This window comes from Nostoc sp., assembly GCF_036916655.1.
Classification (GTDB): domain Bacteria; phylum Cyanobacteriota; class Cyanobacteriia; order Cyanobacteriales; family Nostocaceae; genus Nostoc.
This window is the reverse complement of the sequence record NZ_JBALFY010000010.1, coordinates 73,632-93,486: the sequence shown is the minus strand read 5'-3', so window position 1 is coordinate 93,486 and position 19,855 is coordinate 73,632. Positions and strand designations below refer to the sequence as shown.

At 40.9% G+C, this 19,855-nt stretch carries 18 protein-coding genes; 10 read left to right on the top strand and 8 right to left on the bottom strand.

What is annotated here, in order from left to right:
* Window positions 1-6: 6 nt before the first annotated feature.
* The 3 genes from V7L31_RS02220 (at window position 7) to V7L31_RS02210 (ending at window position 3,448) form a co-directional block, all read left to right on the top strand.
* On the top strand, window positions 7-2,070 hold the full coding sequence (locus V7L31_RS02220; RefSeq protein WP_334694743.1) for a thioredoxin domain-containing protein: 2,064 nt from the start codon (window positions 7-9) through the stop codon (window positions 2,068-2,070).
* Between the two features lie 92 nt (window positions 2,071-2,162).
* Window positions 2,163-2,759 carry a molybdenum cofactor guanylyltransferase gene (locus V7L31_RS02215; RefSeq protein ID WP_334694742.1) on the top strand — a complete coding sequence of 199 codons (597 nt, stop codon included), beginning with the start codon at window positions 2,163-2,165 and terminating at the stop codon, window positions 2,757-2,759.
* A 68-nt stretch (window positions 2,760-2,827) separates the two neighbouring features.
* The gene (locus V7L31_RS02210) at window positions 2,828-3,448 is read left to right on the top strand and encodes a chloramphenicol phosphotransferase CPT family protein (RefSeq protein WP_334694741.1); all 621 of its coding nucleotides are present in this window, start codon (window positions 2,828-2,830) and stop codon (window positions 3,446-3,448) included.
* A gap of 143 nt (window positions 3,449-3,591) precedes the next feature.
* On the opposite strand, the gene V7L31_RS02205 is transcribed toward V7L31_RS02210, so the two are convergent.
* From V7L31_RS02205 to V7L31_RS02195, 3 genes are all read right to left on the bottom strand, one after another.
* Window positions 3,592-5,091 (bottom strand): family 10 glycosylhydrolase, encoded by a 1,500-nt coding sequence (locus V7L31_RS02205; RefSeq protein WP_334694740.1) that lies wholly within the window; start codon window positions 5,089-5,091, stop codon window positions 3,592-3,594.
* Window positions 5,092-5,791: 700 nt separating this feature from the next.
* Entirely contained in the window at window positions 5,792-6,196 is a 405-nt protein-coding gene (gene psb27 / locus V7L31_RS02200; RefSeq protein WP_334694739.1) for a photosystem II protein Psb27, read from the bottom strand.
* 250 nt (window positions 6,197-6,446) lie between these two features.
* Window positions 6,447-7,127 (bottom strand): phosphatase PAP2 family protein, encoded by a 681-nt coding sequence (locus V7L31_RS02195; RefSeq protein ID WP_334694738.1) that lies wholly within the window; start codon window positions 7,125-7,127, stop codon window positions 6,447-6,449.
* Window positions 7,128-7,343: 216 nt separating this feature from the next.
* On the opposite strand from V7L31_RS02195, the gene V7L31_RS02190 reads away from it, so the two are divergent.
* Complete coding sequence (locus tag V7L31_RS02190; protein WP_334694737.1) at window positions 7,344-7,655, top strand: hypothetical protein; 312 nt, start codon at window positions 7,344-7,346, stop codon at window positions 7,653-7,655.
* Here V7L31_RS02190 and cofH read toward each other — a convergent pair.
* From cofH to V7L31_RS02170, 4 genes are all read right to left on the bottom strand, one after another.
* Complete coding sequence (gene cofH / locus V7L31_RS02185) at window positions 7,643-8,779, bottom strand: 7,8-didemethyl-8-hydroxy-5-deazariboflavin synthase subunit CofH (RefSeq protein ID WP_334694736.1); 1,137 nt, start codon at window positions 8,777-8,779, stop codon at window positions 7,643-7,645. The two genes, V7L31_RS02190 and cofH, sit on opposite strands and share 13 nt — an antisense overlap.
* A gap of 55 nt (window positions 8,780-8,834) precedes the next feature.
* On the bottom strand, window positions 8,835-10,436 hold the full coding sequence (locus tag V7L31_RS02180; protein ID WP_334694735.1) for a glycosyltransferase family 39 protein: 1,602 nt from the start codon (window positions 10,434-10,436) through the stop codon (window positions 8,835-8,837).
* Window positions 10,437-10,583: 147 nt separating this feature from the next.
* Window positions 10,584-11,753: a hypothetical protein gene (locus V7L31_RS02175; protein ID WP_334694734.1), complete on the bottom strand. Its 1,170-nt coding sequence runs from the start codon at window positions 11,751-11,753 to the stop codon at window positions 10,584-10,586.
* A gap of 283 nt (window positions 11,754-12,036) precedes the next feature.
* Window positions 12,037-12,228 (bottom strand): CbtB domain-containing protein, encoded by a 192-nt coding sequence (locus tag V7L31_RS02170; protein ID WP_179064069.1) that lies wholly within the window; start codon window positions 12,226-12,228, stop codon window positions 12,037-12,039.
* Between the two features lie 711 nt (window positions 12,229-12,939).
* On the opposite strand from V7L31_RS02170, the gene V7L31_RS02165 reads away from it, so the two are divergent.
* The 6 genes from V7L31_RS02165 to V7L31_RS02140 all read left to right on the top strand — a co-directional run bounded on the left by V7L31_RS02165 (window position 12,940) and on the right by V7L31_RS02140 (window position 18,582).
* Window positions 12,940-13,965, top strand: a complete 1,026-nt coding sequence (locus V7L31_RS02165) for a multicopper oxidase domain-containing protein (protein ID WP_334694733.1) — start codon at window positions 12,940-12,942, stop codon at window positions 13,963-13,965.
* A gap of 172 nt (window positions 13,966-14,137) precedes the next feature.
* Window positions 14,138-15,178 carry a helix-hairpin-helix domain-containing protein gene (locus tag V7L31_RS02160; protein ID WP_334694732.1) on the top strand — a complete coding sequence of 347 codons (1,041 nt, stop codon included), beginning with the start codon at window positions 14,138-14,140 and terminating at the stop codon, window positions 15,176-15,178.
* A gap of 339 nt (window positions 15,179-15,517) precedes the next feature.
* Entirely contained in the window at window positions 15,518-15,952 is a 435-nt protein-coding gene (locus V7L31_RS02155) for a ferritin-like domain-containing protein (RefSeq protein ID WP_179064066.1), read from the top strand.
* 86 nt (window positions 15,953-16,038) lie between these two features.
* Entirely contained in the window at window positions 16,039-17,007 is a 969-nt protein-coding gene (locus V7L31_RS02150; protein ID WP_334694731.1) for an FTR1 family iron permease, read from the top strand.
* Window positions 17,008-17,172: 165 nt separating this feature from the next.
* Window positions 17,173-17,955 carry an amidase family protein gene (locus V7L31_RS02145; RefSeq protein WP_334694730.1) on the top strand — a complete coding sequence of 261 codons (783 nt, stop codon included), beginning with the start codon at window positions 17,173-17,175 and terminating at the stop codon, window positions 17,953-17,955.
* A gap of 189 nt (window positions 17,956-18,144) precedes the next feature.
* Window positions 18,145-18,582 (top strand): hypothetical protein, encoded by a 438-nt coding sequence (locus V7L31_RS02140; RefSeq protein WP_334694729.1) that lies wholly within the window; start codon window positions 18,145-18,147, stop codon window positions 18,580-18,582.
* A 171-nt stretch (window positions 18,583-18,753) separates the two neighbouring features.
* On the opposite strand, the gene V7L31_RS02135 is transcribed toward V7L31_RS02140, so the two are convergent.
* A complete protein-coding gene (locus V7L31_RS02135; protein WP_334694728.1) occupies window positions 18,754-19,677 on the bottom strand; it encodes an ABC transporter substrate-binding protein in 924 nt (307 codons plus the stop codon).
* Window positions 19,678-19,855 lie beyond the last annotated feature (178 nt).

The following is a 19,855-nucleotide window of genomic DNA, read 5'->3' as shown; positions in this document are numbered from 1 at the left end:
TTGATCATGACTAATCGCCTTGCTGAAGCTAAGAGCCTCTATCTCCGTAAACACGCCGAAAACCCCATTGATTGGTGGCCTTGGTGTGACGAAGCACTTGCAACTGCAAGGGCGCAAAATAAACCGATTTTCCTTTCCATTGGCTATTCTAGTTGCCACTGGTGTACTGTCATGGAAGGCGAGGCTTTTTCTGATATTGCGATCGCTGACTACATGAACGCCAATTATCTTCCCATCAAAGTAGACAGGGAAGAAAGACCTGACCTTGATAGCATCTATATGCAGGCTTTGCAGATGATGAGTGGTCAAGGTGGTTGGCCTTTAAATATTTTTCTTTCTCCAGAAGATTTAGTGCCATTTTACGCGGGTACTTATTTCCCTATAGACCCACGCTATGGTCGTCCGGGATTTTTGCAGGTGTTGCAAGCGCTTCGCCGTTATTACGATACAGAAAAAGCAGATTTACAGCAACGCAAAGCCTTGATTGTTGAGTCTCTGCTCACGTCTGCGGTGTTGCAAGACGGTACAACAGATGAGCTTGAAGACCATGAATTACTCCGCCAAGGTTGGGAAACCAGTACAGGCATAATTACTCCTAGTCAATCTGGCAATAGCTTTCCAATGATTCCCTACACAGAATTAGCACTGCGGGGAACTCGATTTAATTTTGAATCTCGCTATGATGGCAAGCAAGTTTGTACCCAGCGAGGATTAGACTTAGCGCTGGGAGGTATTTATGACCATGTAGGCGGTGGTTTTCATCGCTATACTGTTGACCCGACTTGGACAGTACCGCATTTTGAAAAGATGCTCTACGACAATGGACAGATTGTCGAGTATCTGGCTTCTTTATGGAGTGCCGGAGTTCAAAAGCCAGCCTTTGAAAGGGCGATCGCTGGTACTGTACAATGGCTAAAGCGGGAAATGACCGCGCCTGAAGGTTACTTCTATGCTTCTCAAGATGCCGATAGCTTCACCCAAGCCACGGCAGTAGAACCAGAAGAAGGAGCTTTTTATGTTTGGAGTTACAGCGAATTACAACAACTGTTAACACCTGAAGAATTAACGGAATTACAACAGCAATTTACTGTTACCCCTAACGGCAACTTTGAAGGACGTAATGTTTTACAAAGAAGGAATTCTGGCAAACTGAGTGCAACGCTCGAAACTTCGCTGAGTAAGCTGTTTACCGTTCGTTATGGCGTTAGTTCTGAGTCGCTAGAAACTTTTCCCCCGGCTCGTAACAACCAGGAAGCAAAAACCACTAATTGGTCGGGTCGCATTCCTTCAGTGACAGATACAAAGATGATTGTCGCTTGGAATAGCTTGATGATCTCCGGTCTGGCTAAGGCTGCTGGGGTTTTCCAACAACCGTTATATCTGGAATTAGCAGCACAAGCAGCGAATTTTATCTTGGAAAATCAATTTGTAGATGGGCGTTTTCAGCGACTCAACTATCAAGGAGAACCAAGTGTTTTAGCTCAGTCTGAAGATTACGCTTTGTTTATTAAAGCTCTGCTTGATTTACAAGCTTCCAACCCTGAGCAGGAGCAATGGTTAGAAAATGCGAGCGCTATCCAAGATCAATTCAACGAATTTCTCTGGAGTGTAGAGTTAGGTGGGTATAATAACACATCACGCGACTCTAGTCAAGATTTAATTGTCAGAGAACGTAGTTACGCAGATAATGCGACACCCTCAGCTAATGGAATTGCGATCGCTAACCTTGTCCGTCTCGCCCTACTCACCGATAATCTAGATTATTTAGATTTAGCGGAACTTGGTTTAAAAGCTTTTAAGAGTGTAATGCATCGCGCTCCCCAAGCTTGCCCCAACTTGTTTACAGCTTTAGATTGGTATCGTAATTCTACCTTGATTCGCAGTACAACTGAGCAAATAAACTCGCTGATCCCCAAGTTTCTGCCGGCGGTTGTGTTTGCCATCACATCTGATTTACCAGAGGGAAGCGTTGGATTAGTTTGCCAAGGTTTGAAGTGCCTTGCACCAGCAGAAAGTTTAGAGCATTTATTGCAGCAGGTGGAGAAAAGTCAGAATAGAGCTTTGGATTAATTCATAGCGGTTTTTAAACGCAAAGGGACGCTGAGGAAAGCGCAGAGGTACGCAGAGTTTTTTAAGATAATTTGCTACGAACTTACGAAATTATGACGAACCGAAGCGAATTAACCGCAATTGTGTTAGCTGGGGGTAAGAGTTCTCGCATGGGTCACGATAAAGCGTTGATTCCTATTGAAGGAGTGCCGTTGTTGCAGCGAGCTTGTGCGATCGCTCAAAGCTGTGCAAATACTATTTATATAGTCACTTCCTGGCCAGAACGCTATCAAGACTTGCTTTTACCTGGTTGCCAATTTATTCGAGAAGTACCTTTATCTGGCGAATCCCTCGCCCACGGGCCTTTAGTTGGATTTGCTCAAGGATTAGCGCAAGTAGAGACAGAATGGGTGCTGTTGCTAGCTTGCGATTTACCAAGATTGCGGGTTGAGGTGTTGCAAGAATGGGTAACTAGACTTGATGATGTAGGAGATAATGCGATCGCAGCTTTAACTCATAATCCTAAAGGTTGGGAACCTCTGTGTGGTTTTTATCGCCGCCACTGTTTGCCACAACTTTTAGAGTTTATCAACCAAGGGGGGCGATCGTTTCAGCAGTGGTTGCGGCAATATCCGGTAGAAGTTTTGCCCTTGGCAGAACCCGAAATGCTGTTTAACTGTAATACACCAGAGGACTTGGCTTTAAGTTGAGTTTGCGACTGGGGATTGAATCGTGCTAACTATATGAACTGGAATTATCAAGAACGCGAGGAGCGATCATGGGGCAGACACAGGAACTAGGACAGATTATTATCCTGAATGGTGTCCCGCGATCGGGTAAATCAAGCATTGTCGCAGTTATCCAGGAGACATTTGATGGTCTATGGATGAACTTGGGTGTCGATAGGTTTATGCAAATGACTCCCGCACGATACCTGCCTGGGATCGGTCTGCGTCCAGGGGGAGAACGCCAGGATATTGAACCCGTGGTTCCCATTTTGTACAGCGCTATGTATGAGTCCATCGCCGCCCATAGCCGTTTGGGTCTGAATGTCGTGGTTGATGTCGGACACCATGATGCCTACGCAATAGAACGGGGCATTCTGGCTGATAGTGCCCGACGTTTGAACGGATTGCCGGTTTTGTTTGTAGGTGTTCGCTGTCCCATCGAGATTATTATGGAACGACGACAAAAAACGGGGTGGAATGTGGGAAGTACAGCCGACTCCCCGATACCACATCCGGTTCAGTTATGGCAACGTGAAGTCCACATCCCTGGCATCTATGATCTGGAAGTTGATACCTCGTTGTTAAGCCCAGGTGCGTGTGCTGAGGTGATCCGCCAGCACCTCGCAGATAATCCAGCACCATCGGCATTCCAACGACTCGCGGCACACTAAGTAAGTCGGCGTAATTGTTGGGATAAGGCAGGGGGCAGGGGGCAGGGAGCAGGGAGCAGGAGTGATTTCTCCTTCATCTCTTTCATCTCCATAACTCATTACTCATTACTCATTACTCATTACTCATTACTACTGCAATAAGTCTACTTAACTCGGCAGAATTTGCGATCGCTATCACTCTCAGGATATTGCCAAGAATAAGCAAAATGGCTCACTCCCTTAAGTTGGGGGGCAAATTTTCGGAGTGCCTGCATTTGTACTTCTAGGGATGGACGATTACTGACGGATTCTCCCCATTTACCAGCTAAAGCCGGGATAATCTGTGTACCTGGTTTTGCCATACTCAGAACCCGTTGCACTTGCGACACAATACAACTAACATCACCGCAATTTCCATAAGCCATCGGATGCCACTCTAATGTAGTGGGAAACCGATCCCAAGGTTGCAAGCGGGAATCATACCCTTGTCCTACAGTTTGGTTGCCATCTGGGAAAAACACCACTCCTGTGGAAATACCTTGCTGCTTTGCTGGGTAACTAGCAATGGTGACAAAATCTAGAATTCCTTGCATGGCGTGGGCAACGGCAAGCTGCCACAACTCCCATTGTAAAAGCGGCTGTCTATCGGTTGCAGGCAGAATTGATTTTTCAGATGGTGGGAGAGGGCGTCCTTGCCAGAGGGGTTCTCCTTCTTGGGGATAAAGTTTATCGACTTCGGTTATATCTCCACCAGTGACAAATCCCTTACTCAAAAAGCGGCGAATCAACTCCAGCCCTTTATAATTTTGTGCCCGTTTAAATAAAGCTTCTTGGGTTGCGGGGGTAAATAGCCATAAATCTGAAACTTTAGTGGCGATGGAATCACTTCCAGCTTGTCGGGGATAACGCACATAGTCTAATAACAAGCCATCTGGACGACGACGCAAAATTTCTTGTACCAATTGATAGTAGTCGCGTTTTGCTTGCAAGTTGTAGGGGTCGATAAATACTTGAGAGCCGTTATCCACCACATATAAACTCGTTTGACCTTTGCCATTACGAGCGATCGCACTTTCTCTATCTGGACGCTGGGCGTAAGTATAGCCGAAATTTGTGGTAAACATCCAGGCGTAGACTTTCAAACCACGTTGCCGACCTTTATTAATTGCTGTGGCGAGTATATCAGTGTTTTCTGCCCCAGGGGTGCGAATTACGGCAGGCCAAACCGTTGGGTTAGCTTTTGCTGGTAATAAAACCTGCCCGTCGTAAAATACTTCTACATAAACTTGGTTATAGCCACGATTAACAATCCGATCCATAATCTGATCGATTGTTCCTGGCTGAATGTCACAAGGATACAAGCGCAACCAAATAGCTTGAACTTGCGGCCAAGTCCGAGTCCGGCACTCCTGTAATTCCTGTGCCTGCTCTTTTAGCATATTTTGGTAACGCGTTTGAGCATTTTCATTGCCTTTAAGGGCTGACAAACGCAAGCTTTCTTTTTCTTGCGCCACCGCTGATGATAACTGACAATACTCACTCACTTGCGCCCTTGCTGGTTCGCTCCCAAAGTTGGGGAGCAACGAACTACTAGTGAAAACGACAGCGAATAAGCGCCGCCAAAATAATCTCGATCTGATAAAGTTCAAGGGACGGTTAGACATACCTAGTAGTAGATGAACAAATTCAAACTTCAAATCAATCCCAAATCAGAAAACTATTGAAAATGTGTATATAATTACACACTTAATTAGCAAGATTCTAAAACCTACTTTTTTAAGACTCCCAAGAACATATTTCTGTTGCCGTATTATTTTATAAACACATAAACGTATAAGTGGCAGTATAGAATACCTGAATACAAGGCAAGTTTAGTCTACTATTGGGTAGATTCTGCTTATACCTTAGTTAGATAAAATCTGACAAAAATAGTAATATTTTTTAGATAGATACAATATTTCATTAATTCGTAGTGAATTAAATATGGCAGTATACTTTGATACCAAGGCATCGGCTTATATTAAAGTGCATTGGTTTCAACTTAAGCTGAAACTTCTTTAAAACCTCGTTTCTAACCTCCGGCTGGAAATGCAACTCAAAAGCGGCTCTGCCGCGAGTTCGAGAGGCGGAGCCTCAACGACGAGCATTCCCAGTCGGAGACTGGGAACGAGGCAATCTAAAAGCTAGTTATAGACTTGCTTTCATCTTAAGTTGACACCAATGATTAAGGTGCGCCTCCAACAGAGACTCACGTTAACATAGTTAAAAATTAAAAGCTCAGGTTTATATAAATTCGACAAAATAGCCAAGAGTCAAAAATTTTGACTCCTGACTATTGATGATGGAATAAGCAATAGTTAATAGCTAACCACCACGCTTCAGCGCCGTCTCTACCTGCTGTAACTCCTTCTCTAGACGATTTTTGAGTTTTTCGGGTACAGGACGATTTGGGTAAGAACTGTAGTGTCCAGCTAGGGAATTGAGGGCTGTTCGTATGGTTGTAAAAGAACCAAGACCAGAAACAGAGTTAACCCGCTGGTAGCGAGCGGAAAAGTCATTAATTTTTTGACGCGCTTCTGCTTGAACTGCTGTTTTGTCTGGCGAATCTTGTGAAAGATCCAAAGCTTGTCTCATAATATTGACCACAGCCAAGGTGTCTTGACGATAATCCCCAGTCAAACTATCTGGACTACCAGAACAACCCATTAAGCCGATAGATACAACCAAAACCAGCGCAAGCAAACGCGACCAATAGCGTTTCATATGCATTAAGTAAAAGAATACGTAAATCAACGTCCATCCTATCTTGGATTGGTAACTTGGGGATCAATTAAGTGAGGAGTGCGGAGTATGGGAGTAAGCAAAAGGCTGTTGAATTGCATAAAAGGCGCTCATTTACAAGCATCTTGGGCAAAAAAATCAGGTTATTAAAAAATCTAATTGGACAATTATCATTGCGATATCTTCTCTGCGAAGTTATAGAATTAGAGGCTGATCGGATTTAAGCAAGTAGCTTTTTCTACCTCAATCTTTGCAATTTAAGTATCGTAATACATATCATCAGCCACAAAAAACCTACTCCATAACCTGCAATTATGTCTGTGGGCCAATGAACTCCTAAATATAAGCGGCTGATACCAATAGCAGCAATTAAAATAACTGTCAAACTATAAATAATTTTGGCAAAATGAGGATAGTGATTTGCCAATTCGTGAGCAATAAAACCATAAAGCACCATAGAACCTAGTGCATGACCACTAGGAAAACTAAAAGATTTTTCAGTAATCAACTGATGCCATAGTTCTGGGCGAGGTTTAGAAAAAAACAACTTTAGCCCTGTATTTAAAATTAACCCCCCTAAACAAGCAAGCACAAAAACTTTTGCTTCTTCTTGATAACGTCGCCACCAAAGTAACAAGACATTAATGCCTGCGACTAGAACCACTGTACTAGGATTACCAAGATTTGTAATAAACAGCATTAAATTATCTAAATTTGGATTGACGAACTGATGTAGCCATAATAGAAAAGTAGTATCAAATGCAAAAGCTTCTCGCTCCAAAACCTCTTCAGCCAGTTTTGCTAAAACAAAAAGGATGAGGAGACAACTAGCAAGTCCAACAATACCAATTGTGGCAATTAAAGAAGCCAAACGAGGATGTATATGACGCAACCAGAAATTAGAAATTTGTTGTAGCATATTTAAATTTGATTCATCACTATAAATCCTAGCCACTATTAGTTTTTTCTGCTTGAGAGTTATGAAGATAATACAAACTTTCGGTATTGATACAATAACTATAGATGAGCCAATAGTACCAAAATCGAGGCTACATTTGACGTGTGGTTTTGTCAGAATATCCCCCAGTGTTGCACCAAATTGTCGGGTTAGGACATGAAAACAAGGTAGAAGGATATGGGAACTAATTTATACGTTGCAATTGGGCATAGTCTGCACACAACCCAGATTTCTAATTTACCAACATCCTTAAACCTGTACTTTGCAGATCATATTGACAAAATTCAGATGCGGATAAGTCATGGTTATTCTGGCTATCTGTTGAGTGGGGAAAACAATGATTGGATTTGGCAAGTGGTGGATGAGTTAGACTGGGATGCTTCTCATGAATTAGAAGGTGAAAATCTTTGGACTTGGATCGACAAGCCAAAACCTACTGAATCATTTGAGCAATATTTGCAGGAAAATGGATATCTCTATATTTTCTGATAAAGGGTATCTCGTTGTTGGTAAGGTCGTCCTAAAGAAGCGATCGCAGTTTCTAAAGTTTCCACTTCCATACACGTACCGCCTAAAGCACCTGCCATTGTGGTAATATGCTCCTCCATCAAAGTGCCACCGATATCGTTGCAACCCCAAACTAAGGCTTCTGTCGCACCTGCAAGCCCCAGTTTTACCCAACTCTGCTGATGGTTGGGAATCCAATTACCTAAGTAAATCCGCGCTACAGCCCCTAATAGTAATGCATCGGTTAAAACTGGTTGATCGCGTCCGACACGGCGACGTAAGGATTTGGGGGCTTCTTGACCAACGAAGGGTAATAGAATAAACTCTGTGATCCTTGCTGGATATCCCTGATTTATGGCGGTTTTTTGGAGCGATCGCAATTTTTCTAAATGTCCGATTTGCTGTTCGTGGGTTTCAATATGCCCCGATAACATGGTGCTAGTGGTATGCAAACCTAATTTGTGAGCGGTGCTGACAATCTCTAGCCATGTGGCTGTATCAATCTTCTCTGGACACAGTATCCGCCTTACTTCATCGTCTAACACTTCTGCTGCTGTTCCTGGCATTGAATTAACTCCGGCATCGCGCAAAGCGGTAATCACATCAGCATATTCGAGTCCGTCTAGTCTGGCGATAAATTGCACTTCTTGGGGAGAGAAAGCATGCAGATGTATCTGGGGAAATTCCTGTTTGATGGTTTCTACTACCTTGAGATAGTAAGGCAAAGATTTACCATTTATTTTCGCTTGTGGATTTAACCCACCCTGCATACAGATTTCCGTCGCACCCCGGCGCACTGCATCTGTCGCTTTTTCCAAAATTTGTGCCGAATCTAACCAGTATGCACCGACATCACCATCATCTCGACGGAAAGCACAAAAACTACAGTGCTGCTCACAAATATTAGTAAAGTTGATATTACGATTAATTATGTAGGTGACAGTATCGCCTGCTTGAGTATAGCGGAGTGTGTCGGATGTAGTACGTATTGCTGCGATCGCCTCCGGTTCAGTTTGTTGTAGCAACACCACTCCCTCTTCGAGAGATAAATCGTACCCCATCAAGGCACGTTCCAGAATTTTTTCAACAGCAATTTTTGTCAGCATTATTTTCTTAATTTCTCGGTAAATTTTAATTTTATAATCTGGTAAATAATAAAATTTAGCTGTTTTTATGTTCTAGCCGCCACAGCCTACTATACTGGAAAACATCGACCAATTTGTATTTCTTCTCAAGTTCATATCTAAATATTCTAGAAGGATTATACAAAAATACATCACTGAAACTATCAGGAATATTTGGTATAGTTGGTTCAATTACCAATTGCATCTGCACTTTGTCATCTAGCATATTAATTAGAGACATCAGATCGCCAATATTGAAAGAATAATTACTACTAATTAATAGTGGGTGATTAGCTTGATTGATGATGCGAACTATTATAGGGTTGAAATGGCTGCCTTTATTCCACCATGTCTCGGCTTGAGAACTGACAGCACATGATATAACTCCACTAGAAATTACTACTATTATTACTAATTGCCAAAATATTCGGGCTATTAACTTAGAAGAAATAATTTGAGTCGCCAGTAAGTAAGCAACAGATAGTTGAATGCCTACATAACATGGAATGACATATCTAGGTCGCAGACTTAGCTTACCTCCAATAATTAAATCAGACAACATGATAGCTAAAGCAGGTAATCCACTTAAAATAAAAATAAATAACCAAACTCGTTTTCCCTCTTGAAGATAAAGAAATAAGAAGGAATATACTACCAAGATTAGTATTAAGGGAATTAAAAATCGACCCCAGCGCAAAACTGGCAAATTCAAATCTGGAAAAAATGGTTCGTAGCGCCAAAAATCACAAAATAGATAGCTAATATTACTAATCCAACCAGAAACCAAAACTGACACAGATTGTCTGCTTTGAGCAGTAGTTGTTGTGCTTTCAATTTCAGATAAGCTATGAATAACAGTTAAAATCCAAGGAACGAAAGCTAAAAAACCGACACTAGTTGCTATTAGATAAGCTTTAACGCTTTTGGTAAATCGAAAGCGTTCAATTGTAAATACATAAATCCCGTAGGCGATCGCTAGAAATCCAGAAAACAAAAAGGTGTATATTGATAAAGTCACTGTTAATGCATAAACCCCCCAAAGCTGCTTGCTACCCAGCCTTATAGCCCGCAGCAGTGCAGCACTAGCTAGCAAAATAGTCACCATCCACAAACCAAACTCCCTTGCCTCTTGAGCGTACAGCACATAGAAGGGTGAAATACTTAGAAGAGCTACGCCTATCCATGCTGTTATGGACGACTCAAATAATTCTAAGCACAGCCAATAAATGCCAGGAAAGGCTAGGAGGCTAATTATGGCTGATAAGCTTCTCGTAGTCGCTACTGAATTGCCAAACACTTGCATCCATAATCTAACTATTACGTAATAAAGTGGAGGATGTTGAGCATCCTCCACCGCCAAAGAATTGATTGTATCGATTAAACCTTTTTCAGAATTAGGCTGTTGATATTTTTGTATATGTCTAGCAGCAACCACGCGCCCATTAAACACTTTTTGAACAAATTCTGTCTTAGTGTAACCAGAAATTCGTAATGAGGTATAAGCTTCATCGTGAGAGTAGAGTTTTCGATCCAGATAGGCGAAGCGAAAAAAGATCCCTAATATTAACAAAATAATGATTAAAAATCGTAGCCAAATAGGAGGAAAATATTTTGCAAGCACTGATTGTCTATTGATCATAAATATCGAACTATATAGCGGTTCCCGATCTGCTGAGGTAGTTTTCAAAGCTACTAACTAACCCTTCATAACAAAGATTTGGGTGTACCTCAGCTGTTTAGGAAACGCTATATATTAGCTGGAATTCTTACCAAAGCACTGATATTACTAATTTGTCCTTGTTTGTGGTTTTCGTCGATTTTGTATTAGCAATCCAATCGCCATACCAATGCCGACAAAGGCTGTAAAGTAGAATAAACCAATCAATCGGATATAAATTGGTGGTGCGATCGCTTTAACTTCGACTTCTTGCGCTACTTTTACTGGTGTAAATTGACGGTTAGATCCTGCTATAGGAGTTGCTTCTACCTCGATTGTGTGGGGTGAACCATCAAAAAATTGTTCTTGCCATATTAGCTTACCTTGATCGTCGGGAATACCTTTGTAATCAAAGACTGTTAAATTATGTTCTGTGGCGATCGCTTTCACCTGTAATGCTACATCTATGATTGGTTGTCCGCTGGCGGTATCTTTCACCTGTAACGCTAAATTTGCAAGTTTTCCGACAGTTGCATTTTTATCTCCCTCAAGGTTAATTTCTAATCCCTGAGATTTTTGAGATGATGGTGCGATTACTTCGGTACTACCTGGGTGATGTTCACTACCATGAGCTTCGGCAACTTCTGCACTAATGTTGATAACTAATAGGGTCACTATAGCCACTACAGTCAATGCACTTAATAAAAGCCGGACTGACTGGGGTGCGATTTCTCCTTGTTGTAGTTCTTCTTGTCCACCAATAACCCAACCACCCAATAATCCAAGTGACAGTAATATAGCTGCGATCGCAACAAAATATTTATATTTGACTGGATTTTCTCGGACATGCAGATTTAAAGTTTGTTCATAAGCAGCAAAAGTATTTGCTACCAAAGGTGACACTTTAACTAATAGTTGATAATTACCACGTATGGGTAACATCTGCTGAATTTCTAGCTTACCATCAAGTGCATTAGCATTCATCTGTAACAATTTTGTTCCCTCGACAATGGGAAAATCCGTTGTTAACCAAGGATTACGCGGCGGTGTCAGAATTTGTAAACTAATATTGGCATTTGTTAAAGATTTACCCGCAGCATCAACAGCTTGTAGCGTCAGCTTAACAGGAGATTGTGGTTTTTCTGCCTCTGCCTCAAAGGGCAGAATACGTTCTAAAGGTGGGTTGGTGGAGAGTAGCACTCTGGATGTAGGAGTTTGGGAATTTCCCACAAAAGAATAAAGTATTGATAAAGTAACGCAAACAGCACTGATAACTCCGAAAAGTCGATATTTTTTCATAATAGCTTCTGGTAAATGTTAAGTTTACGTCCTTTCTGCGACTGAAACCTTAATAACAGTAGATGAAAGTTATTCTAGATTATTATTACTAAGTAAAATAATTTAAGTGCAATTTAAATTAAGTTAAAGTGATGTAGAGATGAAAAAAGCATCTCTACAAAACCTAAAAGCTAATTTCCAATCAAAAACAATGGCGCAAAATCCGCGCTATTTGAGCGTTGTAACTTTGTTATGTTACCTAGCAAAGCTTCATGCACCTAAAAAATATTGGGATTATAATAATTTAGTGACATGCAACGCCTAATGTATGGTGACGTGTTGAGTGTGCTGTGTTATGAACCGCAGGATAAGTGGAGAACAACACAGTCCAGATCACTAAAGAAGATAGCAGCATATAGAGCGTTACCTGCACAGGCTTGGATAAGGTAATACCTGCGGTCTTCTGCAATATTGAAATATGAGAAAAAGTAGTCATTTTTGACATCCTATAATAAATTTGGGTAATCCATCAATCAAAGGGTATGACACCCCTTGATTGGAAAAAGATATACGATCAACTTTGTATTTGACAAGTGTGTATCAAATGTATTGTGTAATTCGGCTTTAGTGAATACTATACTATTCTTTGAACATCGGCTCATCACGATGCAGAATTATACACACAAAGTCCATACAAATCACAAAAGAATGACACATGGTTGAGAGTAACGGTATTTTCAATGCTAACAACACGAAGGTAACAGATAAAAATTAAAAATGCTCATGTTGCCAAGCATCGAAAATAACTTGAAGAAACGCAATTTATGTTATCTCTAAGCTAATTAAATAGGCTAGAGATTAGCGACAGTTTCTTGCTTGCATCCATATCTTCTAAGGTGCTACTATACACATTGTTTGTATTCTAAGTACTGCTCAGACAATAAGCATATCAGGAATCGGCATGAAACAGTTAGTTTATTTTCAGTATTATTTATACATAAATAAGCGTATAAATACTGTTAACTTTAAGAAAATTTCGCTAGAGTTTCTAGGGACTAATTCTCGCTTGCTCTAAATTTAATAACTTACAGTAGCAATTGGGAAGCACTCTAAAATTATTGACAATAATTATTAATTCCTCTAATATTTAAAAGCAATTGCAAATCTTTTGCAATTCTTTTATAGCGCTAACTGTAACTACAATGTCATGCCCAACAACTTCGCTCTGGGTAACAGCAAACCTTGGAGCCGCCGTCAATTATTGCAGCTGGGTCTAGCGGGTGCTGGAGTGACTGGTGCAGCTGGACTTTGGCAGATGCTAAATCTACAAAGTAAGTCAACCGTCAAAGTGCCACCACTCAATATAGAAGCACCAGACGACGCTACTAATCCAATGAAGATGTTAAGGGATTTTGATTATGGGACGGTGAAGCAAGAAAATGGGCGGACTATCCGAGAATTTCAGTTAACTGCTGGTTCTTCCATCATAAAACTCAATAGTGCTGTCTCTTACAACATCTGGGATTTAAACGGTCGCATACCAGGGCCAACGCTACGGGCAAAACAGGGCGATCGCATCCGAATACTATTTCTCAACAATGCTGGACATTCCCACTCTTTACATTTTCATGGCGTTCATCCAGCAGAAATGGATGGTGTTCGCCCAATCAGCAATGGTAGTGCCACAATCTACGAATTTGATGCTGAACCTTATGGGGTTCACTTATACCACTGCCATATTGAACCAGTCACCCGTCACATTGCTAAGGGACTGTACGGAATGTTTATCATCGATCCACCGACTCCCCGTCCCCCGGCTGATGAGATTGTATTAGTGATGGGTGGGTATGACGTGAATGATGATAGCCATAACGATTATTACGCCTTCAACGGTCTGCCTCACTATTACATGCATAACCCGATTCAGATTTACAAAGATCAGTTGATTCGGCTGTATGTCCTCAACATCATTGAATACGATCCGGCTGTTACCTTTCATCTCCACGCCAACTTCTTTGATGTCTATCGCTATGGCATGACTATGACTCCTAGCGAGAAAGCAGATGTGATTACGATGGGTGTCGCAGAAAGGCACATCTTAGAATTTGCTTTTCGTTATCCAGGTAAGTATATGTTCCATCCCCATCAGGATGCGATCGCCGAAAACGGTTGCATGGGTCAATTTGAAGTACTTGCTGAAAATAACTCTCAAAATCCTGTTAAACATTCTTGACAAGATTATTTAGTAATTTGTAATTAATTCATAAAAATTTTAGGTAACTAGTTGATAAAAAATATCATGATATGCAACAGTAAAATCTATGACAATCTGTCAAACAAACTACTTTTTAGTATAGTTTGAAATGTTTCAATTAATACCTTTTTTAGTTGTGCGAGGAGCAAAGATGATCAAACTTCGTTATATCTGTTTAGCAGTAGCAGCCACCTTAATAGTTACCTTGAGTTCCTGTAGTAGTACGCCAACCGCAGAAAATCCATCAGCACCCGTTACTAGTAGCCCTGCGGCTACAGAGGCAGTAAGTAATAACAGTCATAGTGGTCACAGTAGCAAAGAAAAAATTAACATTAACACTGCTATATTGTCAGAATTGGATAAGTTTGAAGGCAAACTAGGTATTCCAGCTTTATCAAACAAAATCCAGGCAAATCGTCCTTATGGTAGCCCAGAAGATTTAGTTACTAAAAAAGTAATTACTCAAGAACAGTTCGACCAAATTAAAGACCAGGTTGGTGTTCAAGAAGTAGTACTCACAGGTGAGGCCAAAGATGTTGACTATATGTCGAAATTAGGCTTAATGAAAGGGCATCTTTTAGTAGCACGAGAATTGCTAGATCAAAATCAGCCGAAACAGGCAGAACCTCATATAGGACATCCAGTTGAGGAAATTTATGTTGACGTAGAAGATCAACTTAATGAGCGCAAAGTCAAAGAATTTAAGACAACTTTGGTAAGTTTGCAAGATTTAGTGAAATCTAGCCCCAAAGATAGCAAAGTTAAAACTAATTTTACTTCTTCAGTGCAAGCAGTTGACGGAGCGATCGCAGCTTTGCCAGAAGCTCAACGCTCAAAACCAGGATTTACGCTACAGGTAATTAACGAACTACTAGATTCAGCCAACTCAGAATATCGCGCGGCGATCGCAGATGGTAAAATAACCGCACCAATCGAGTATCAAGACTCCCGTGGTTTTGTCTTTTACGCCAATGAATTATACAAAGGAATTTCTACTCAAGTAGCTCAAGCAGATCCCGAAGCACACAAAGCGATCGATACTAGTTTTGCTGAATTAATAAAAGTTTGGCCAGCCGCTATCCCACCAACAAAAGCAGTTAAAACTCCTAATGATGTTACCAAGCTAGTGAAAACCATTGAGGAAAACTCTCAAAAAGTGGTTGATAAATCCAATACCCAAGCACAGCGATAACACTTTAATTGCAAGAATTCAGCACCCAGGAGTCAGGAGCCAGAATTTATCAGTAATCTAGAATAATTGGTATATTTATTCATCAAATGTTCTCCTGATTCTTTAACTATTCTGAATTCTGTTAGCGCCGCCCATTCTGACTCCTGAATTCTTACCTTTAATTTAATGGTAAGTATAGGTTCAGGAGTTTAAAATAGTTAGGAGTTAGGAGTTAAGAGTTATGAGTTAAGAGTTATAAATTATGAGTTATGAATCCCAAACTACTAACTTCTAACTCCTAACTCCTCACTTCTAACTCCTAACTAATTACACTCCATTCGTTACTTGAACTAACAACTGATGCAAGAACTTGACTACAAAAAGACCATTGACCTGCTGAACGCCATCATGGAATTTGAACTAGCAGGGGTAGTGCGCTATACACATTATTCTTTGATGGTAACAGGCCCTAACCGTATTCCAATCGTGGCTTTTTTCAAAGCACAGGCAAGTGAGTCTTTACTTCATGCCGAACAAGTGGGAGAAATTCTCACCGGTTTAGATGGGCATCCCTCCCTGAAAATCGCTCCAATGGAAGAAACCTATCAGCATAAAGTCAAGGATATCTTGGAAGAAAGCTTATCCCATGAAAAAAAGGCATTGGAACTGTATAAAAAATTGCTCGAAACTGTCACCAATGCCAGCATTTACCTTGAAGAATTCGCTCGCGGTATGATTGGACAAGAAGAGATGCATAATCTCGAACTGAAAAAGATGCTACGTGATTTTAGTTAATAGTCATTAGTCATTAGTCATTAGTCAAAAACAAAGGACAAAGGACAACTGACTAATGACAAAGGACAAAAGACAAAGGACAAAAGATGAATTTTAGTACTGCTCTACCTACTTTTGTAATAACACTCCGAGAAGGGGTGGAAGCTGCCCTTGTTGTTGGCATTGTGCTAGCTTTGCTGAAAAAAGCGAAACAATCCCGACTCAACTCTTGGGTATATGCTGGTGTCGGCGTTGGCATTGTCGTCAGTGCCTTAATAGGTGTGCTATTCAGTTGGTTAATTCAAATACTGGGAGCCGCGAATCCTCAATACACCACTGTAGTTGAGCCAGCACTAGAAGGTGTGTTTAGTGTATTAGCGATCGCAATGCTCAGTTGGATGCTAATCTGGATGACTAAACAAGCCAGATTCATGAAAGCGACAGTTGAGGGAGCAGTAACAGAAGCGCTGACACAAAATTCAAATGCTGGCTGGGGTGTTTTTACCTTAATTTTAATTGCCGTTGTTCGCGAAGGCTTTGAAACTGTTCTATTTGTTGCTGCTAATTTTCAACAGGGATTAATGCCAGCCTTGGGCGCTATTGCTGGTTTGGTAACGGCATCTGGTATTGGAGTGCTGCTATTTAAATGGGGTGTCAAAATTAACATCCGCCAGTTTTTCCAGGTAATGGGCGTTTTATTAGTGTTGATTGTCGCTGGGTTGGTAGTTTCAGCCTTGAAACACTTTGACGAAGCCGTAGCGAACCTTGCCCTGAGCAGTCGTGCCACAGAAAACCTTTGTTTTTATTACGAACGTTTTACAAAAGTCCACTCCTGTATTTTGGGGCCAATGGTTTCCAACACTTCTACAATCTTGCCTGACGAACAGTTTCCTGGGATTATTCTCAAATCTTTATTTGGCTATAGAGACAATCTCTATCTTGTGCAAGCAGTGGGATATGTGACATTTTTACTTACCATTGGAGGACTGTATTTCCGCAGCCTTGGAGGTGCTTCTCCTGAAGTTAAAAAGAATATCCCCTTTGGTCAAAAACCAATTAGTTCTGCAAAAGATTAAGATTTTTGCCTCATTCCCAGTCTTCAGACTGGGAATCGCTTTAGCGATCAATTACCATCCACCACTGGTTTGAAGATTGAGTTGTGAGACAAACTACGGTAAGTTGATATCTATACCGGATTTTTAACCAAAAATTGCTCACAAATCATTTTTTCAAACCTAAATATGTCAGAGATTGCTGATTTCTCGGCTTCTAAGCTTTTGTCGCTATATCGCGATCGCCAGTTGTCACCAACAGAAGCAACCAAAGCTGCCCTAGAGCGGATTAATACTTACAATAGCCAAGTTAATGCATTTGCGATCGTTGATGAAAAAACCGCTCTTGCTGAAGCAGAGGCTTCCGAGGTGCGTTGGCTAAATGGAAATCCCCTTGGCTTGGTGGATGGTATACCCTTTACCGTCAAAGATTTACTCTTAACCAAGGGTTTGCCAACTCGACGAGGCAGTAAAGCGATTACTTCCAATCAACCTTGGCCAGAAGATGCCCCGGCGGTGGCTCGTTTGCGCGAACAAGGAGCAGTACTACTAGGAAAAACCACAACCTCAGAGTTTGGTTGGAAGGGTGTAACCGACAGCCCTCTAACAGGAATCACCCGCAATCCTTGGAATACAGATTTGACTCCTGGAGGTAGTAGTGGTGGGGCAGCTGTTGCTGCTGCATTGGGAATGGGAACACCTACAGTTGCTTTTCCAGTTGGACAAAACAGACCCCAATCATCTATTAACAATCCGCAACGCGATTGGGCACCTTTTACCTATCCTTTTAATCTCACACAACAACCTGCTGCGTCTGTACCTTGTGGCTTCACTACAAATGGTTTACCTGTAGGGATACAAATTGTTGCTGCAAAATATAGAGATTTACTAGTACTGCAAGCAGCTAAAGCTTACGAAAGCATTTCTCCTTTCATCATGCCATTAGAATTGAATAGAAATGTTTTGAAGTAATAAAACAGGAGTCAGAATTCAGAATTAAAAATACTCTACCCATAAAAGGATAGAGTTTTAATGTGAAAATATTTTAATTTTTTTAGCTTGACTTCGGGCGATATTTTAAGCAATATTCGTCACCCACTCGTACAGAATTCATGCTGAATGCTGATTCCTGAGTTCTGAATTCTTCTTTTAAAAAAGGCAGTGAGCAAAATTTTTATATTAAATTCCTTACTACTACTTTCTCAAACACCCAATCTAGAGTCAAAATTTGTAGATTTAAAAAATCAGTTAGAAAAGAGAGGGTTTCAGGTAATCATTGCACTGCCACCAAAGCGAGGAGCTTATGGGTTACTAAGAGAAGCTGACAAAAAAATCTGGATTAATCCCGTAGTCTTTGAGTTACATATTGGGACTCAAACACTAATCCATGAAACTGTTCATGCAGCACAGGTATGTGCCGGAAAAGGAAAAATACAAACTTTAGGTTTAAAAATTCAACCAAGCAATTACGCCCGACCATTTTTTAGACGCTATACCGATGTTAAACGGCAAGATTTAGAAAGAGAAGCCTATGCAGTACAAACTCAACCGAATAGTTTTGAATTAGCTATATCCCTTCTTCAACAACACTGTAAATAGCTACTACAACATTTCATTAATTCATAGCGAATTAACTTTGGCAAAACTCTGCGTACCTACCCTGCGGGAAGGCGTTCGCGTAGTGTCTCGTAGAGAAGCGCCTATGCGTTTACCTCTGTGTTCCTCTGCGTTTAAAAAAGTTACGAACTTATAGCTGTACTAAGTGCCTTGTTATGCAAACAACGCTTGCTTAAGCTGCTGACAAGCCTTTTCAATTGCATCTATACTACCTGGATTCACCAGACCAAAATAATCAAACACATAAACTCGGTTATTTTTAGTTGCTTGTAATTGCTGCCAAAAAGCTTCCTTTTTCAAAGAATCTAAAAGTGCTGCTTCCGAATTTCCTTGCGGAGAATTAACTAAAATTATCACCTCTGGATTTGCTTCTAAAACTTTCTCAGCCGAAAGCGTCACATAGCCGCCAACTGGGCTTTTTCCTTGTAAATCTGCGGCTATATTTTTCGCCTGAAACTTCGCCAGCAAATCCCCCGCCCAACTGTTTTTGTTCGGCGCTAAAATTGGTTGACGACTAACCAGCGCTAGAGTAGAAGGACTCTGAGTTGGCTTATCTGGCAAAAAAGTTTTATAACGATTTAACAAAGGCTGAGGATCGGCATTAATTAACCCAGCCAGTTTTTTAGTAAGTTCTTCTAGAGATTCCCAGCTATTCACCTTAGTAAGCAAAGTTTGAATACCTAGCTGCTGAAGTTTTTGAATTGGGATGTTAGAAAAACCTTCAACACCAATAACTAAATCTGGTTTGAGTGCTACCACTTTCTCTAAATTTGGCGGACTTTGACCTTCACTAACGCGGGGAATATCCTTGAATCTTGAGTCATTCTTAAATAATCTACTCCCAGTAATTCCAACAATTTTTGTTGGTTCGAGTCGAGAGATGATATCAGCAGAAAGAGAAGAAAGAGCAACAACTCTTTTTGCCGATCCTTTTGATAATTTTTGAGAGTTCGTGTTAGTCACCTCAGTGCTATTTTCCACTTTGGTTTGTGGTTGCTGAGTATTTGCAGTGGTGCAAGCAACTAAAACTATACTCAACAAAATTGCTAAAGCAGATAAGAGCCAACGACGATGCATATTAAAATTCCTTATATGACTAAGAATGGTATAACAGAATGTTTGTAAAGTCGCGGCTACACAGACAAAACCTGCCTCCGCAGGTTATAAAAACTTAATTTTTTCTTAGGGACTTCCAAATAAAAAAATATTCAATTAACTATTGTGGGGTGGGCGTCTCGCCCGCCCCACAATATTG

What these genes read in the sequence shown, in the direction of transcription:
- V7L31_RS02160 (WP_334694732.1), top strand. Translation starts at nt 14,138, where the DNA reads ATGATCAAACTTCGTTATATCTGTTTAGCAGTAGCAGCCACCTTAATA.
- V7L31_RS02180 (WP_334694735.1), bottom strand. Translation starts at nt 10,436, where the DNA reads ATGATCAATAGACAATCAGTGCTTGCAAAATATTTTCCTCCTATTTGG.
- V7L31_RS02165 (WP_334694733.1), top strand. Translation starts at nt 12,940, where the DNA reads ATGCCCAACAACTTCGCTCTGGGTAACAGCAAACCTTGGAGCCGCCGT.
- cofH (WP_334694736.1), bottom strand. Translation starts at nt 8,779, where the DNA reads ATGCTGACAAAAATTGCTGTTGAAAAAATTCTGGAACGTGCCTTGATG.
- psb27 (WP_334694739.1), bottom strand. Translation starts at nt 6,196, where the DNA reads ATGCATATGAAACGCTATTGGTCGCGTTTGCTTGCGCTGGTTTTGGTT.
- V7L31_RS02155 (WP_179064066.1), top strand. Translation starts at nt 15,518, where the DNA reads ATGCAAGAACTTGACTACAAAAAGACCATTGACCTGCTGAACGCCATC.
- V7L31_RS02195 (WP_334694738.1), bottom strand. Translation starts at nt 7,127, where the DNA reads ATGCTACAACAAATTTCTAATTTCTGGTTGCGTCATATACATCCTCGT.
- V7L31_RS02175 (WP_334694734.1), bottom strand. Translation starts at nt 11,753, where the DNA reads ATGAAAAAATATCGACTTTTCGGAGTTATCAGTGCTGTTTGCGTTACT.
- V7L31_RS02150 (WP_334694731.1), top strand. Translation starts at nt 16,039, where the DNA reads ATGAATTTTAGTACTGCTCTACCTACTTTTGTAATAACACTCCGAGAA.
- V7L31_RS02220 (WP_334694743.1), top strand. Translation starts at nt 7, where the DNA reads ATGACTAATCGCCTTGCTGAAGCTAAGAGCCTCTATCTCCGTAAACAC.
- V7L31_RS02205 (WP_334694740.1), bottom strand. Translation starts at nt 5,091, where the DNA reads ATGTCTAACCGTCCCTTGAACTTTATCAGATCGAGATTATTTTGGCGG.
- V7L31_RS02135 (WP_334694728.1), bottom strand. Translation starts at nt 19,677, where the DNA reads ATGCATCGTCGTTGGCTCTTATCTGCTTTAGCAATTTTGTTGAGTATA.
- V7L31_RS02145 (WP_334694730.1), top strand. Translation starts at nt 17,173, where the DNA reads ATGTCAGAGATTGCTGATTTCTCGGCTTCTAAGCTTTTGTCGCTATAT.
- V7L31_RS02215 (WP_334694742.1), top strand. Translation starts at nt 2,163, where the DNA reads ATGACGAACCGAAGCGAATTAACCGCAATTGTGTTAGCTGGGGGTAAG.
- V7L31_RS02210 (WP_334694741.1), top strand. Translation starts at nt 2,828, where the DNA reads ATGGGGCAGACACAGGAACTAGGACAGATTATTATCCTGAATGGTGTC.
- V7L31_RS02170 (WP_179064069.1), bottom strand. Translation starts at nt 12,228, where the DNA reads ATGACTACTTTTTCTCATATTTCAATATTGCAGAAGACCGCAGGTATT.
- V7L31_RS02190 (WP_334694737.1), top strand. Translation starts at nt 7,344, where the DNA reads ATGGGAACTAATTTATACGTTGCAATTGGGCATAGTCTGCACACAACC.